Origin of the sequence: Bradyrhizobium elkanii USDA 76, from assembly GCF_023278185.1 — a bacterium.
GTDB classification, from domain to species: Bacteria; Pseudomonadota; Alphaproteobacteria; order Rhizobiales; family Xanthobacteraceae; genus Bradyrhizobium; species Bradyrhizobium elkanii.
This window is the reverse complement of record NZ_CP066356.1, coordinates 118,187-132,931: the sequence shown is the minus strand read 5'-3', so window position 1 is coordinate 132,931 and position 14,745 is coordinate 118,187. Positions and strand designations below refer to the sequence as shown.

Sequence of the window (14,745 nt, the reverse complement as noted above, 5' to 3'; positions counted from 1 at the left end):
TTGACCCATGCTCCCGGGCGCGATTCTCAACCGCGCCCTTTTGTCTCAACCGAACGAGGTACTCACATGGCCGTTGGCAAGGTTTCTGACGCCGATTTCGAAGCCGAAGTGCTCAAGGCGACCGGGCCGGTGGTCGTCGACTTCTGGGCCGAGTGGTGCGGCCCCTGCCGCATGATCGCGCCCGCTCTCGATGAGATTTCCGGCGCGATGGGCGACAAGGTCAAGATCGTGAAGCTCAACGTCGACGAGAGCCCGAAGACCGCGTCGAAGTACGGCGTGATGTCGATCCCGACCCTGATGATCTTCAAGGGCGGCGAGATGGCGTCCCGTCAGGTCGGCGCCGCTCCGAAGGCCAAGCTGCAGCAGTGGATCACCGCTGCGGTCTGATCCGATTCGAATTAGCTGATTTGCGGAACGGCCGGCGACAAGCCGGCCGTTTTGTTTTACCTGATCCATCCCGTCGCCAGCGCCGAGGCCAGCTCGGCCTGGCCATTGCGCCGAGCCAGCGCCGCCATTGCCGTATGGTCGTACGGGATGTGGCGGAAGGTTACGTCCCAGCCACCGTCGACCTGTTCGAGGATCGCGTAGCGCGCATCGGGCGAACCGGCCTCCACGACATGCGGATGCGGCTTGCCGGCGCGATAGCCGGGCGAGCCGACGCTGCCGGGATTGACGATCAGCCGGCCGTCGCGAAGCCGCACGGCGCGCGCAGTATGCGTATGTGCGCAGAGGATCAGGGACTGCGGCACGCCGGCGGCTCTCGCCTCGATCGCTTCCAGCGAGGACATGCAGACTTCGCCGCCCGGCAGCACCGTCTCGAGCCAGTAGATCTCGTCATCCTGGGGCGTTGCATGACAGAGGAAAACCTCGTCGCGATAGACCGAATTCGCCGGCAGCGTGCGCAGCCAGTCGAGATGCCGCGGTTCGAGCTGGGTATAGGTCAGCCGCTCCCAGGAGCCCATTTTCTCGTGCGGACGGTCGATCAGATAGCGGTCGTGATTGCCGAGCAGATGGACCGCATCGAGCGCCATCAGCATATCGATCGTCGGCCGGGCGTCGAGCGGCCCGCTCACCATGTCGCCGAGGTCGACGATGTCCCGAATGCCCTGCGCACGGATGTCCGACAGCACGGCTTCGAGTGCGAGATGATTGCCGTGGATGTCGGCGATCGCAGCAAAACGCATGGTGTGTTGTCCTCCCGTAGCCCGGATGCAGCGAAGCATAATCCGGGAGGGCTTCCGCGACGGATTGAAAGGCCCCGGATTTCGCGGAGCCTGTCATCGGGCGCGCGTTCGCGCGACCCGTTGGCTCCATCCGGGCTACGACACCGACATCATGCAGGAGGCGTGCCGTTGGCCGCAAGCACGGGACCGGCCAAATACAGCGAGCCAGTGATCAGGATGCGGGGCGGCACCTCATAGGCCAGCGCGGCAAGCCGCCGCAAGGCGGCGGCGACGCCATCAGCAATCTCGACCCGCATGCCGAGCGCCCGCGCGGCGTCAGCCAGCCTGTCCGGCGCCATGCCGTTGTCGCGGCCGGGCACCGGGACCGCGATGATGTGGCGGGTCAATCCGGCGAAATTGGCGAGGAAAGCGTTGGCGTCCTTGTTGGCCATCATCCCTGTTATCACGACCAGCGGCCGCGACACGCGCTCCTCAAGATCGCCGAGCGCCGCGGCCGCGACGCGGCCGCCCTCGGCATTGTGTCCGCCGTCGAGCCAGACCTCGGAGCCCTGCGGTCCCAAACCGACGAGCGCGCCGGAAACCAGCCGCTGCATTCGCGCCGGCCATTCCGCATTGACGATGCCGGCTTCAAAGGCCGCGATGTTGAGTTTGAACTTATCGATCGCGCGCAGCGTCGCAATCGCGAGGCCCGCATTGTCGAACTGGTGCCGGCCGAACAGTTTCGGCGCGGCGAGATCCAGCAAGCCGCGCTCGTCCTGATACACCAGCCGGCCGCGCTCGACGCCGACATGCCATTGCTGGCCGGCCGCATGCAGCGGCGCGCGCATGCGGTTCGCCTGCGCCTCGATCACAGCCATCGCATCCGGCGCCTGCTCGGCCGAGATCACCGGCACCTTGCGCTTGATGATCGCGGCCTTTTCACCGGCGATCGCCGTCAGATTGTCGCCGAGGAATTCCATGTGGTCCATGCTGACCGGCGCGATCACCGAGGCGAGCGGCGCCTCGACCACATTGGTCGAATCGAGCCGGCCGCCGAGCCCGACCTCGAGCAATGCGACATCGGCAGGATGCCTGGCGAACAGGCAGAACGCCACCGCCGTTTCCATCTCGAAGATGGTGATGGGACTATCGGCGTTGACGCGCTCGCAGTGCTCGAACGTCTCGCGCAGCTCATCGTCACCGACGAGCTTGCCGCCGCCGACGGCGCCCAGCCGGTAGCATTCGTTGATCCGCACCAGGTAGGGCGAGGTGAAGACGTGCACGCGCAGGCCCGACGCCTCCAGGATCGCGCGCAGATAGGCGATGGTCGAGCCCTTGCCGTTGGTGCCGGCGACATGGATCACCGGCGGCAGCTTGCGCTCGGGATGATCGAGCCGCTCCATCAGGCCGCGCATGCGATCGAGGCTGAGATCGATGCGCTTGGGATGCAGCGCCGATAACCGCGCGATCAACGCCTCAAACGAGGGTTGCGATGGGGCGGCGCTTGCGGTCACGCGTGCGGCGCGGCCGGCACCGTCTCCGGCGCCGTGACGATCTGGGCCGGCTCGGTGACCGCGGCCGTGGGCTTCGATGCGGATTCGAGCGCCGGCGCCTTGGTCAGCAGGCGGCACAGCCGCGCCAGCGTAGCCTTCATCTCGTGGCGGTGCACCACCATGTCGACCATGCCGTGCTCGCGCAGATATTCGGCGCGCTGAAAGCCGTCCGGCAGCTTCTCGCGGATGGTCTGCTCGATCACGCGCGCGCCGGCAAAGCCGATCAGCGCGCCGGGCTCGGCGATCTGGATGTCGCCGAGCATCGCATAGGATGCGGTGACGCCGCCGGTGGTCGGATTGGTCAGCACCACGATGTAGGGCTGGCGCGCCTCGCGCAGCATCTGCACGCCGACGGTGGTGCGCGGCATCTGCATCAGCGACAGGATGCCTTCCTGCATCCGCGCGCCGCCGGATGCGGCGAACACGATGAAGGGCGACTTCTTCTCGACCGCGAGCTCGAGCCCGCGCACCATCGCTTCACCGGCGGCCATGCCGAGCGAGCCGCCCATGAAATCGAAATCCTGCACCGCGACCACGACGCCGGCGCCCTCGAGCTTGCCGTAGCCGACCTTGATCGCGTCGTTCAGCCCGGTCTTGGTGCGGGCGTCCTTGATGCGGTCGACATATTTGCGCTCGTCGCGGAATTTCAGCGGATCCGCCGTCACCTCGGGCAGCGCGACGTCGAACCAGGTCTCGTTGTCGAAGATCGACTTCAGCCGGGCCACCGCGCCCATGCGCATGTGGTAGTTCGAGCCGGGGATCACGAACTGGTTGGCCTCGACGTCCTTGTAGAACACGAGCTGCCCGGAATCCGGACACTTGATCCAGAGGTTTTCCGGCGTCTCGCGCCGCAGGATGTTGCGGATCTTCGGCCGGACGACGTTGGTGAGCCAATTCATGGTTCGCTCCGAAATGCGGATCGGTTCCGCACCAGCTGGATATATGGCCGGCCGGGCAAACCCGGCAAGCCGCCGTACGCGGCCTTTTTGCCGCAAAATGTGGCTTATTCAGCGGCCTGTTTGGCGCCCCGGACCCCCTGCGCCAGCGCCGACACCAGGTCCGCCACCGCGCTCACGGTCTTCGGCGTCGCACGGCCCTCGGCATCGAGGTTGGCGCGCACCACATCGACGATCGCGGTGCCGACCACCGCGCCGTTGGCGTTTTCGGCGATCGCGCGCGCCGTCTCCGGGGTGCGGATGCCGAAGCCGACGCAGACCGGCAGCTTGGTGTGCCGCTTGATCCGGGCCACGGCTTCCGCGACCACCTTCGAATCGGCGGTCGCAGCGCCGGTGATGCCGGTGATCGAGACGTAATAGACAAAGCCCGAGGTGTTGGCGAGCACCGCCGGCAGACGCTTGTCGTCGGTGGTCGGCGTCGCCAGCCGGATGAAGTTCAGCCCGGCCTTCATCGCGGGGATGCAGAGCTCGGTATCTTCCTCCGGAGGCAGGTCGACGATGATCAGGCCGTCGACGCCGGCGGCCTTGGCATCGGCCAGGAAGCTGTCGACACCGTAGATGTAGATCGGATTGTAGTAGCCCATCAGCACGATCGGCGTCGCGTTGTCGTCCTTGCGGAAGTCGCGGACCATCGCCAGCGTCTTGCGCAGCGTCATGCCGCCCTTGAGCGCGCGCAGACCGGCGGCCTGGATCGAGGGGCCGTCGGCCATCGGGTCGGTGAAGGGCATGCCGATCTCGATGACGTCGGCGCCGGCCTTCGGCAGCGCCTTGAGGATGTCGAGCGAGGTCTTGGCGTCGGGATCGCCGGCCATCACGAAGGTGACGAAAGCGGAGCGGCCCTGCTGTTTCAGCTCGGCGAAACGTGCGTCGATACGGGTGGTCACTTCTTCCTCGCCTTCAAGATGTCGCCGACCTGCGGCACGTCCTTGTCGCCGCGGCCCGAGAGGTTGACCACCATCAGGTGATCCTTCGGCCGCTGCGGTGCGAGCTCGGACAGTTTCGCGATGGCGTGCGCCGATTCCAGCGCGGGGATGATGCCCTCGAGCCGCGAGAGAAGCTGGAAGGCGGCCAGCGCCTCCTCGTCGGTCGCCGAGAGATACTTCACGCGGCCGGTCTCGTGCAGCCAGGCGTGCTCCGGGCCGATGCCGGGATAATCGAGGCCCGCCGAGATCGAATGCGCTTCCTCGATCTGGCCATCGGCGTCCATCAAGAGATAGGTGCGGTTGCCATGCAGCACGCCGGGACGCCCGCCGGCCAGCGAAGCGGCATGCAGCTGCGTCAGTCCGTGACCGGCCGCCTCGACGCCGAAGATCTCGATCAAGGGATCGTCGAGGAATGGATGGAACAGGCCCATCGCATTGGAGCCGCCGCCGATGCAGGCGATCAGCGAATCCGGCAGGCGGCCCTCGGCCTCCTGCATCTGCTTGCGGGTCTCGTGGCCGATGATCGACTGGAAGTCGCGCACCATCATCGGATAGGGGTGCGGCCCCGCCACCGTACCGATGCAATAGAAGGTGTCGTGCACGTTGGTGACCCAATCGCGCAGCGCGTCGTTCATCGCGTCCTTCAGCGTGCGCGCGCCCGACTGCACCGGAACGACCTTGGCGCCGAGCATCTCCATGCGGATCACGTTCGGCTGCTGCCGCTCGACGTCGACCGCGCCCATATAGACCACGCATTCCAGCCCGAACCGCGCGCACAGCGTTGCCGTCGCCACGCCATGCTGGCCGGCGCCGGTCTCGGCGATGATGCGCTTCTTGCCCATGCGGCGCGCGACCATGATCTGGCCGAGCACATTGTTGACCTTGTGCGAGCCGGTGTGATTGAGCTCCTCGCGCTTCAGATAGATCTTGGCGCCGCCGAGATGCTCGGTGAGCCGCTCGGCGAAATAGAGCGGCGAGGGCCGGCCGACATAGTCCTTCAGATAGACGTTCATCTCGGCCTGGAACGCCGGATCGGCCTTGGCGTCGGCATAGGCCTTTTCCAGATCGAGGATCAGCGGCATCAGCGTTTCCGCAACGAAGCGTCCGCCGAAAATGCCGAAATGCCCGCGCTCGTCGGGGCCGCTGCGGAAGGAATTGGGCAGGTTTGGATTCATCGAACCATCAGTTCTTCTTGCCGGCTTGCGGCGCTGTTTCCGCTCCCTCGCCCCGCTCTTGCGGGGCCGAGACGAGCATAGCTCGCTCTGAGAGGGCTGGGGTGAGGGATTTCTTCAGTTGCTCGATCATCGTTGCAAGCCCCCTCACCCGCCCGCGCGTTGCGCGGGCGACCTCTCCCCGTGAACGGGGAGAGGTGAAGAAGGCTGGGTTGCGCGCGCGGCGCGGATGAAGGCGCGGATCAATTCGGGATCCTTGACGCCGGGCGTGCCCTCGACACCCGACGAGACATCGACGCCGCCGGCGCGCGTGACGCGGACAGCTTCAGCGACATTGTCGGCGTTGAGCCCGCCGGAGACCATGTAGGGCAGCGCGAGATCGAGATTTTCCAGCACGTGCCAATCGAACGGTGCGCCGAGGCCACCCGGCCGCGTGGCATCCTTCGGCGCGCGGGCATCGAACAGGATGCGGTCGGCGACGCCGGCATAACCCGGCAGCGAGGCGAGGTCGGCTGCCGTCTCGACCGGCAGCGCCTTCATCAGCGGCAGGCCGAACTTCGCCTTGATGTCGCGCAGCCGCGCCGTGGTCTCCTTGCCGTGCAATTGCAGGATATCCGGCCGCAGCGTCTCGACGATGTTTTCCAGGGTCGCGTCGTCGGCATCGACGGTCAGGGCGACCTTGACGGCGCGGCCCTTGGCGCGGCTGCCGAGTTCGCGCGCGGTCTCGAGGCTGATGTGACGCGGCGACGGCGGAAAGAATACGAACCCCACCATGTCGGCACCGCCCTCAAGCGCGACGTCGAGCGTCTCGCGCGTGGACAGGCCGCAGATTTTGACGAGCAGGGGCATGGTCTCGAAACGGGTCTCAAAACGGGTTTTCGGGCGGCCGGAACCGGGGTGGACCCCGGTCCGACGGGGCGGGTTCTACAACGTCGCGCCCTGCTTGTCTCGCCCGGCGGCCCCGTAAAAGCCTGATAGGGCCGGGGCGGGACGGCGTTGCGCCTCGTCCCGGGAGGCGGCGGTCCGGAGGTCGGCGAGCTCGGCGCGGAGGTGACGGGCGTCAGCCTCGTGCTGCCGGGCCGCGCGGCGCCAGCGCCCTTGCTTGAACCAGGTTCCGATGCCGCCCGCGATCACGCCGAGGATCGCGGAGGCGATAATGACGACGAACAGCGGCAGCGTGACCGCAACCGTGGGGGTCACCGAATTGAAGGGATCGAACGACACCGTCACCCAGTGACGGTTGGCGACCGCAAAGATGATGAAGATCAGTCCGAGCGGAATGATGACCACTGCCGTGAAGAACTTTCGCATGACCATCTCTCGCAGCGATGGAGCAAATGCGGGCGCATCGCCCGCAACACGGCAACGCCTGGCGTGGCGTTTAGGCGTCGGCCTTAAGCATCAGCCTTGGGCGCATCGACCTTGGCGGCGCCCGCCTCGGTCACGTCGCGGTTGAGACGCTCGCGCATTTCCTTGCCGGTCTTGAAGAACGGCACGCTCTTCTGGTCGACCGGCACATGCTCGCCGGTGCGTGGATTGCGGCCGGCGCGCGCCGGGCGGTGCTTCACCGAGAATGCGCCAAAACCGCGCAGCTCGACACGGTCGCCACGAGCCAGCGCCGCGACGATTTCATCGAGAATCGCATTCACAATGTTCTCGACATCCCGCTGATAGAGGTGCGGGTTGTGCTCGGCGATACGCTGAACAAGTTCGGATTTGATCATCGAAAGTGGGATCCGGGCTCTTGCGGAAACCCATTTCCGTGAAAATGCCGTGCACTGTCAAGACGCTAAATCGATTTAGAGCGTCGTGAAATCACGTGACAAATAGCCCAATTGGGGCATGCGACGATTCCCGCAAAGCGGGAATAGCCTGACGAGCACGCCTTTGGCAGCCGATCAGTTGGTTCCAGCCGGGCTCCACAGCGCCAGCATGCCGTCAAGCCCGAACCGGTCGACCGCCTCGGCCACGCCGCCCTGCTCGATCCGCCGCGCGATCGCGCCAAGACCGAACGCATCGAGCGTCACGGACGCCGCCGTGCGCAGAAAGGTCAGGTCGCCGAACCGCGGATTAAGCTTGTAATTGCGCACCGGCAGGTCGCTTTTGACCTTCTTCTCCGCAACCAGCCAGGCGATCGCGGTCTTCTCGTCTCCCAGCTGATCGACCAGCTTGAGATCGACCGCCTGCCGGCCGGTGAAGACGCGACCGTCGGCGACCTTCTCCAGCAGGGCGTCGTCCATGCCGCGCCGTTGCTGCACCAATCCACGGAACCATGCATAGGAGTCCTTGACGAGACCGTCGATCGCGGCGCGGGCCTCCGGGCTGGTCGGCTCGAAGCCGTTGGGCGCCGCCTTCAGCGGGGAAGATTTGATCTCCTCCATTTTCACGCCGACAGTCTTGAGCAATTCCGAAACGTTCGGATACTGGAAGAGAACGCCGATCGAGCCGACCAGCGAGGTCTGCTGGGCGACGATATGATCGGAGGCGATCGCCGTGATGTAGCCGCCCGAGGCGGCCAACCCCTCGACCACGACGACAAGCGGCTTCTTCGCCTTCAGCTGCATCAGCGAGTCGTAAAGCTGCTCGGAGCCCGCCGTGGTGCCGCCGGGCGAATTGACGTGCACGACAACAGCCGCATAGCTCGACTTGCCGAGCCGCTCCAGCGCCTCGACGCGATCCTGGTCGCTGCGGATCAGTCCGTCGATATTGACCCGCGCGATCGTGTTCGATGTCGAAAAGGTGCCGCGTCCGCCGGCGGCGACCACGCCCACGCCCACGATGGCCGCGATCGCAATGACCGCGGCGGCGACGCGCCAGAACGTCAGTTTGCGCCTGATGCGGCGGCGATCGACGATCACGTCTGAATCCAGCGACATCCGATCTCTCCAGGAATGGTCAGCGCGCAATCCGCGCGTTTTGCAGTCGCAGCGTCACTATCAGCTTAGCCAAATACATCAATTGCGACGCAATATGAAGAAAACAAGGCCCGTATCCGAGGCACTCGCCCGGGTGCACGTGCGCTTGATCCCGGCCGCGCCCTAACCTCCCCTTGAAAAGGGGAGGTCGCTTTGCTCGCCAGAGCAAAGCGGGTGGGGATCAGCTCTCGCCATGAGCAGCATCGCCTGTGACTGACCCCATCCCGACCTTCCCCCTTTCAGGGGGAAGGGGAAGAGAAATCGGTAGCCCGGATGGAGCGAAGCGTAGTCCGGGAGGCTTCAGCAGCGCGGATAGAAAGTCCCGGATTTCGCTGCGCTTCATCCGGGCTACGGATACCTCCAAACAAAAGGGCCCCGGCTTGCGCCGGGGCCCCGATTGTTCGCTCAAATCGCGCGAACGCTTACTTGTCGGTGCCGCGGTTCTTCAGCGCGGTGCCGAGGATGTCGCCAAGCGTCGCACCCGAGTCGGACGAGCCGTACTGCGCGATGGCTTCCTTCTCTTCGGCGACTTCCAGCGCCTTGATCGAGACCTGCACCTTGCGGGCCTTCTTGTCGAACTGGATGACGCGGGCATCGACCTTCTCGCCGACGGCGAAGCGCTCGGCGCGCTGGTCGTTGCGGTCGCGGGCCAGTTCGGACCGCTTGATGAAGGTGGTGAACTCGGTGCCCGAAATCCGGACCTCGATGCCGCTCTCCTTCACCTCGAGCACTTCGCAGGTCACGACCGCGCCCTTCTTGACGTCGCCCGGCTCGGCGAAGGGGTCGCCTTCGAGCTGCTTGACGCCGAGCGAGATGCGCTCCTTCTCGACATCGACATCGAGCACCACGGCCTTGACCATGTCGCCCTTCTTGAAGTTGTCGATGACCTGCTCGCCCGGAAGCTTCCAGTCGAGGTCGGAGAGGTGGACCATGCCGTCGACATCGCCCTCGAGACCGAGGAACAGACCGAACTCGGTCTTGTTCTTGACCTCGCCCTCGACCACCGAACCGACCGGGAACTTCTCGACGAAGACTTCCCAGGGATTGCGCATGGTCTGCTTGAGACCGAGCGAGATGCGGCGCTTGACCGAATCCACTTCCAGCACCTGCACTTCGACTTCCTGCGAGGTCGAAACGATCTTGCCGGGGTGCATGTTCTTCTTGGTCCACGACATCTCGGAGACGTGGATCAGGCCTTCGATGCCCGGCTCGAGCTCGACGAACGCGCCGTAGTCGGTGATGTTGGTGACGCGGCCGGTGAAGCGGGCACCCAGCGGGTACTTGGCTTCGATGCCCTGCCACGGATCATCCAAGAGCTGCTTCATGCCGAGCGAGATGCGGTGCGTCTCGTGGTTGATCTTGATGATCTTGACCTTCACGGTCTGGCCGATGGTCAGCACCTCGGTCGGGTGGTTGACGCGGCGCCAGGCGATATCGGTCACGTGCAGCAGGCCGTCGATGCCGCCGAGATCAACGAACGCACCGTAATCGGTGATGTTCTTGACCACGCCGTCGATCACCTGACCCTCTTCGAGATTCTGCACCAGCTCCTGGCGCTGCTCGGCGCGGGTCTCTTCGAGAACCGTGCGGCGCGACACCACGATGTTGCCGCGGCGGCGGTCCATCTTGAGGATCTGGAACGGCTGCGAATTGTTCATCAGCGGCGCAACGTCGCGGATCGGACGAATGTCGACCTGCGAGCGCGGCAGGAAGGCCACCGCACCGTCGAGGTCGACCGTGAAGCCGCCCTTGACCTGGTTGAAGATGACGCCGTTGACCTTTTCGTTGTTCTGGAACGCCTTCTCGAGCTTGCCCCAGCTTTCCTCGCGGCGCGCCTTGTCGCGCGACAGCACAGCTTCGCCGAGCGCATTCTCGATACGGTCGAGGAACACCTCGACTTCGTCACCGACCTTCAGATCGCTTTCACGGCCGGGGCCGGCGAATTCGCGCAGCGCAACGCGACCTTCGGTCTTCAGGCCGACGTCGATGACGGCCATGTCCTTCTCAATTGCAACCACCTTGCCCTTGATGACCGAGCTTTCCTGCAAATTGCCGCCGGCAAAGGACTCATCAAGCATCGCCGCGAAGTCGTCGCGGGTGGGAGTATAGGAAGACGCAGAATTCGAAACCATTTGTTCTCCAGATGCGGGATCTCGCCGGCCGTTCGGGTTGATGGGCGCACCGTGCGTGAAGTGTCAGGGCTCCGCAAACCCTGACGACCGCTCATTGCAGGAGGTGCAACAGCGGGCCGGCAGCAAGACTGCACGTTCGGTACGTTTGATAGATCCGGAGCCTGAAACGAAAATATCGACTGCAAGACCTGGGAGCGGGCGTTCCTCCAGATGCGGCGTTGGTTTCGTTTGAGATTGGCTCAAACCCATCGCCGGCCCGCTCAGACACGGCCTCGACATCGTCGATGCTGCTCCGAACGGCGCTGATATAGCCCTGCATGCGACTTTCGGCAAGCAGGAAATGCCCCATTTTGCTGGGTTTTCGGGCGAAAACCGCCCGCCATGCCTGCTGTTCTAGCGCCTGGCGCGCGCGGCCTCGACGATGGCGATGGCGGCACGGACGCCGGCCTCGATATCGAGGTTCGAATTGTCCAGCGTGTGGGCGTCCGGCGCCGGCCGCAAGGGTGCGATCGCCCGGTTCTTGTCCCGCTCGTCGCGCTTGAGGATGTCGGCGAGCACCGCCTCCTCGTCGGCGTCCTCGCCGCGGGCGCGCGCCTCCAGCGTGCGCCGCCGCGCCCGCACGCGGGGGTCGGCGACCACGAAGATCTTCACGTCGGCATCGGGGCAGATCACGGTGCCGATGTCGCGCCCATCCAGCACCGCACCGGGCGGATCGGCGGCGAACTGGCGCTGGAAGTTCACTAGGACCTCGCGGACCTGCGGAATCGCCGACACCACGGAGGCGGCATCGCCGACCTTCTGGGTCTTCAGGATCGGATTGCCGAACTTTTCGGGGTCGAGCTCGAGCGCCGCAGCCACGGCCAGCACCTCGTTGCTGAGCTCGGCACCGGCTTGCATCATCGCATAGGCCACCGCGCGGTAGATCACGCCGGTGTCGAGATGGCGGTAGCCGTAGTGGTGGGCGAGCCGCTTGCCGAGCGTGCCCTTGCCCGAGGCGGCGGGTCCGTCGATGGCGATGATCATGCGAAATCAGCTCCGAGCGCGCGCATCATCGGGATGAAATCCGGAAAACTGGTGGCGATGAAGCCGGTGTCGTCGATCTTCACCGGCCGATCGGAGGCGCAGCCCATCACCAGCGCCGACATCGCGATGCGGTGATCCATATGGGTGGCAACAAGACCGCCGCCTGGAACATGGCCGCGGCCCTCGACGATGAGATCGTCGCCGGACACCTCGACCTTGACGCCGTTGACCCGCAGCATATCGGCGGTTGCTTCAAGGCGGTCGGATTCCTTGACGCGCAGCTCCTGCAGGCCGCGCATGATCGTGGTGCCCTCGGCGAACGCGGCCGCGACCGCCAGCACCAGATATTCGTCGATCATCGACGGCGCGCGCTCCGGCGGCACTTCGACGCCCTTCAGCTTCGAGGCCCGCACCCGCAGCTGCGCCATCGGCTCGCCGGCATCGCCGCGCACGTCGCTCTCCTCGATCGAGGCGCCCATCTCGCGCAGCGTGGTGAACAGGCCGGTGCGCAGCGGATTGGTCATCACGTCGGAGAACACGACATCGGAACCTTCGACGATCAGTGCGGCCACGATCGGGAATGACGCGGAGGACGGATCGGCGGGCACCACGACGTTGGCGCCGTGCAGCTCGGGCTCGCCGTGCAGCGAGATTCGCCTGCCGTGGCTGCCTTCCTTCTCGGAGGAGATCTCGGCGCCGAAATGCTTCAGCATCAGCTCGGTGTGGTCGCGGCTCGCCTCCTGCTCGATCACTGTGGTGATGCCGGGGGCGGAGAGCCCCGCCAGCAGCACCGCGGACTTGATCTGGGCCGAGGCGACCGGCGTCTTGTAGACGATCGGCACCGGATAGCGGGCGCCGTGCAGGGTGAGCGGCAGCCGGCCGCCCTCCCTGATGTCGCTGGTTCGGGCGCCCATCAGCTCCAGCGGGTCGAGGATGCGGCGCATCGGCCGCGAGCGCAGCGAGGCGTCGCCGTCGAAAATGGCGGCGATCGGGCAGCCAGCCACCGCGCCCATCACCAGCCGGCAGCCGGTGCCGGAATTTCCGAAATCGAGCGGCGCGGCAGGCTGGGCAAACCCGCCGACCCCGACGCCTGCGACCGACCAGGTAAACGGCGCCGTCCGTTCCACCCTGGCGCCCAAGGCACGCATGGATTTGGCGGTATTGAGGACGTCCTCGCCCTCCAGGAGGCCGGAAATGCGGGTTTCGCCGACCGAAAGCGCCCCCAGGATCAGCGCACGGTGGGAAATCGATTTGTCGCCGGGAACGCGGACCGTGCCGGCCAGGGGGCCGCACGTGCGCGATTCCAGCGGGGTCGGGGTGTCAGATTGGGCCAAGATTGTGTCCTCTCGCGCCGCGGCAGGTATCACATAGGCAACACCACGTCACGCGCCCGTCACTTGCGCGCAAACCGCTATTGACAGCAGCCTCTCAACTAGCCAAGTGAAGCTCCGTTTTTCAGGAAAATTCTGGGATTACCACGTGGCCAAGTCCGAGCTCGGAACCAAGCGCATTTGCCCGACCACGGGCAAGAAGTTCTACGACCTCAACAAGAATCCGGTGATCTCGCCCTATACCGGCGAAGTCGTGCCGATCGCGCCGGTCGCCCCGGCGCGGGGCCGCGGCGCCACCGTCAGTTCGCCCGCGACCGCAGCCGACATGCCGGAGCCCGCCGAGGCCGAAGAGATGGTCTCGCTCGAGGAGGCCGATGCCGAGGAGAACACCGGGAAGGTCAAGGCCCAGGTTCCCGAATCCGAGGACGATATCGAGGTCGATGAGACCATCGACGACGATGACGACGACGATTCGACCTTCATCGCCGACGAGGAAGAGGGCGATGAGGACGTCACCGACATTATTGGTGACGTCGGCGGCGACGAAGAGACTTGAGATCGGCGCCGATCTATGATCAACGGTGCTGCCGCGCGAGTCGTCCAGGCCGCGCGGGCCGGGATCGATCCCCCAGGATCATCCCAACTGGATAAGGGGCCATAGCTCAGCTGGGAGAGCGCTTGCATGGCATGCAAGAGGTCGGCGGTTCGATCCCGCCTGGCTCCACCACGCTTCGCCCTTCGGGCTACGCGTGGCGCAGCCACGAGTTGCCTGAAGGGCGAAGCGTGGTGTCCGGCGTAGCCCGAAGGGCGAAGACGGACTGCCAAGGACTCTACTCCCGTCCGGCTTCAGTGGATGCGAATGTGGTACGTCTACATCCTCCGCAGCATCAATTTCCCTGATCAGGAATATGTCGGCGCGACCGAAGATCTGAAGCGCCGGATTCCTGGGCACAACGCCGGCAAATCGGCGCACACCTCAAAATTTATGCCGTGGGAATTGGTCTGGTACTGCGCATTTCCCGACAAGTACAAAGCGTTGGCCTTCGAGAAATATCTCAAATCCCACTCCGGCCGCGCCTTCGCCAAGAAGCGCCTCTAACCGCCCCGCCCGCCCCCTACTCCCCCAGCACCGCATTCAGACGGTCGCGCAGCGCGACGATCTCGTCCTTCATCGCCATCAGTTCGCCAACGGTGCAGTCCGAGGCCGCGAGGATCGACTGCGGCACAGCCCTGGCCTTTTCGCGCAGCGCGTGGCCCTGCGGCGTCAGCGCGATCAGCACCACGCGCTCGTCCGCGGTGCTGCGGGTCCGCCTGATCAACTCCGCCGCCTCCAGCCGCTTCAAGAGCGGCGTCAGCGTGCCGGAATCCAGGAACAGGCGCTCGCCGAGGTCCTTCACCGCCACGTCGTCGCGCTCCCACAGCGCCAGCATCACGAGATACTGCGGATAGGTCAGCCCGAGCCGGTCGAGCAGCGGCTTGTAGACGCGGTTGAAGGCGTGCGCGGTCGAATAGACCGCAAAGCAGATCTGGTTATCGAGCCGCAGCGCCTGATCCGCCGCCGTCGGTTTCCTGGCCAT

General features: G+C 65.4%; 16 protein-coding genes and 1 tRNA gene. 4 read left to right on the top strand and 13 right to left on the bottom strand.

Features of this window, described 5'->3' with window-relative positions:
* The first annotated feature begins 66 nt into the window (after positions 1–66).
* A complete protein-coding gene (trxA, locus tag JEY66_RS00670; RefSeq protein WP_016847387.1) occupies positions 67–387 on the top strand; it encodes a thioredoxin in 321 nt (106 codons plus the stop codon).
* Between the two features lie 56 nt (positions 388–443).
* Here trxA and JEY66_RS00665 read toward each other — a convergent pair whose 3' ends face one another.
* The 12 genes from JEY66_RS00665 to aroA all read right to left on the bottom strand — a co-directional run bounded on the left by JEY66_RS00665 (position 444) and on the right by aroA (position 13,171).
* A complete protein-coding gene (locus tag JEY66_RS00665; protein ID WP_016847386.1) occupies positions 444–1,184 on the bottom strand; it encodes a metallophosphoesterase family protein in 741 nt (246 codons plus the stop codon).
* Positions 1,185–1,333: 149 nt separating this feature from the next.
* Positions 1,334–2,578 (bottom strand): bifunctional folylpolyglutamate synthase/dihydrofolate synthase, encoded by a 1,245-nt coding sequence (locus tag JEY66_RS00660; protein WP_085964889.1) that lies wholly within the window; start codon positions 2,576–2,578, stop codon positions 1,334–1,336.
* 95 nt (positions 2,579–2,673) lie between these two features.
* Positions 2,674–3,615, bottom strand: coding sequence for an acetyl-CoA carboxylase, carboxyltransferase subunit beta (accD, locus tag JEY66_RS00655; RefSeq protein WP_018269278.1), 942 nt, complete (start codon positions 3,613–3,615; stop codon positions 2,674–2,676).
* 104 nt (positions 3,616–3,719) lie between these two features.
* Complete coding sequence (gene trpA, locus JEY66_RS00650; protein WP_018269279.1) at positions 3,720–4,556, bottom strand: tryptophan synthase subunit alpha; 837 nt, start codon at positions 4,554–4,556, stop codon at positions 3,720–3,722.
* Positions 4,553–5,770 (bottom strand): tryptophan synthase subunit beta, encoded by a 1,218-nt coding sequence (gene trpB / locus JEY66_RS00645; RefSeq protein ID WP_016847382.1) that lies wholly within the window; start codon positions 5,768–5,770, stop codon positions 4,553–4,555. The genes trpA and trpB overlap by 4 nt, the downstream gene beginning before the upstream one ends.
* Before the next feature lie 144 nt (positions 5,771–5,914).
* Complete coding sequence (locus JEY66_RS00640) at positions 5,915–6,616, bottom strand: phosphoribosylanthranilate isomerase (protein WP_016847381.1); 702 nt, start codon at positions 6,614–6,616, stop codon at positions 5,915–5,917.
* Positions 6,617–6,691: 75 nt separating this feature from the next.
* A complete protein-coding gene (locus JEY66_RS00635) occupies positions 6,692–7,078 on the bottom strand; it encodes a LapA family protein (protein WP_026192036.1) in 387 nt (128 codons plus the stop codon).
* Positions 7,079–7,161: 83 nt separating this feature from the next.
* Entirely contained in the window at positions 7,162–7,491 is a 330-nt protein-coding gene (locus tag JEY66_RS00630; protein WP_016847379.1) for an integration host factor subunit beta, read from the bottom strand.
* A gap of 174 nt (positions 7,492–7,665) precedes the next feature.
* A complete protein-coding gene (sppA, locus tag JEY66_RS00625; protein ID WP_016847378.1) occupies positions 7,666–8,643 on the bottom strand; it encodes a signal peptide peptidase SppA in 978 nt (325 codons plus the stop codon).
* A 461-nt stretch (positions 8,644–9,104) separates the two neighbouring features.
* Entirely contained in the window at positions 9,105–10,814 is a 1,710-nt protein-coding gene (gene rpsA / locus JEY66_RS00620) for a 30S ribosomal protein S1 (RefSeq protein ID WP_018269280.1), read from the bottom strand.
* 393 nt (positions 10,815–11,207) lie between these two features.
* The gene (gene cmk, locus JEY66_RS00615; protein ID WP_018269281.1) at positions 11,208–11,837 is read right to left on the bottom strand and encodes a (d)CMP kinase; all 630 of its coding nucleotides are present in this window, start codon (positions 11,835–11,837) and stop codon (positions 11,208–11,210) included.
* On the bottom strand, positions 11,834–13,171 hold the full coding sequence (gene aroA, locus JEY66_RS00610; protein WP_016843524.1) for a 3-phosphoshikimate 1-carboxyvinyltransferase: 1,338 nt from the start codon (positions 13,169–13,171) through the stop codon (positions 11,834–11,836). Before aroA ends, cmk begins: the two co-directional genes overlap by 4 nt.
* A gap of 145 nt (positions 13,172–13,316) precedes the next feature.
* Between aroA and JEY66_RS00605 the strand changes: the two genes are divergently transcribed.
* The 3 genes from JEY66_RS00605 (at position 13,317) to JEY66_RS00595 (ending at position 14,267) form a co-directional block, all read left to right on the top strand.
* Entirely contained in the window at positions 13,317–13,724 is a 408-nt protein-coding gene (locus JEY66_RS00605; protein ID WP_018269282.1) for a TIGR02300 family protein, read from the top strand.
* 95 nt (positions 13,725–13,819) lie between these two features.
* Positions 13,820–13,895, top strand: a tRNA-Ala gene (locus tag JEY66_RS00600).
* Between the two features lie 132 nt (positions 13,896–14,027).
* Positions 14,028–14,267, top strand: coding sequence for a GIY-YIG nuclease family protein (locus JEY66_RS00595; RefSeq protein ID WP_018269283.1), 240 nt, complete (start codon positions 14,028–14,030; stop codon positions 14,265–14,267).
* A 16-nt stretch (positions 14,268–14,283) separates the two neighbouring features.
* On the opposite strand, the gene JEY66_RS00590 is transcribed toward JEY66_RS00595, so the two are convergent.
* Positions 14,284–14,745, bottom strand: coding sequence for a MarR family winged helix-turn-helix transcriptional regulator (locus JEY66_RS00590; RefSeq protein WP_026192037.1), 462 nt, complete (start codon positions 14,743–14,745; stop codon positions 14,284–14,286).

Bases quoted from the DNA above. Each gene is read 5' to 3' on its own strand.
- trxA (WP_016847387.1), top strand. From the start codon at position 67: ATGGCCGTTGGCAAGGTTTCTGACGCCGATTTCGAAGCCGAAGTGCTC.
- JEY66_RS00665 (WP_016847386.1), bottom strand. From the start codon at position 1,184: ATGCGTTTTGCTGCGATCGCCGACATCCACGGCAATCATCTCGCACTC.
- JEY66_RS00660 (WP_085964889.1), bottom strand. From the start codon at position 2,578: ATGCGCGGCCTGATGGAGCGGCTCGATCATCCCGAGCGCAAGCTGCCG.
- accD (WP_018269278.1), bottom strand. From the start codon at position 3,615: ATGAATTGGCTCACCAACGTCGTCCGGCCGAAGATCCGCAACATCCTG.
- trpB (WP_016847382.1), bottom strand. From the start codon at position 5,770: ATGAATCCAAACCTGCCCAATTCCTTCCGCAGCGGCCCCGACGAGCGC.
- JEY66_RS00640 (WP_016847381.1), bottom strand. From the start codon at position 6,616: ATGCCCCTGCTCGTCAAAATCTGCGGCCTGTCCACGCGCGAGACGCTC.
- JEY66_RS00635 (WP_026192036.1), bottom strand. From the start codon at position 7,078: ATGCGAAAGTTCTTCACGGCAGTGGTCATCATTCCGCTCGGACTGATC.
- JEY66_RS00630 (WP_016847379.1), bottom strand. From the start codon at position 7,491: ATGATCAAATCCGAACTTGTTCAGCGTATCGCCGAGCACAACCCGCAC.
- sppA (WP_016847378.1), bottom strand. From the start codon at position 8,643: ATGTCGCTGGATTCAGACGTGATCGTCGATCGCCGCCGCATCAGGCGC.
- rpsA (WP_018269280.1), bottom strand. From the start codon at position 10,814: ATGGTTTCGAATTCTGCGTCTTCCTATACTCCCACCCGCGACGACTTC.
- cmk (WP_018269281.1), bottom strand. From the start codon at position 11,837: ATGATCATCGCCATCGACGGACCCGCCGCCTCGGGCAAGGGCACGCTC.
- JEY66_RS00595 (WP_018269283.1), top strand. From the start codon at position 14,028: ATGTGGTACGTCTACATCCTCCGCAGCATCAATTTCCCTGATCAGGAA.
- JEY66_RS00590 (WP_026192037.1), bottom strand. From the start codon at position 14,745: ATGGCCAGGAAACCGACGGCGGCGGATCAGGCGCTGCGGCTCGATAAC.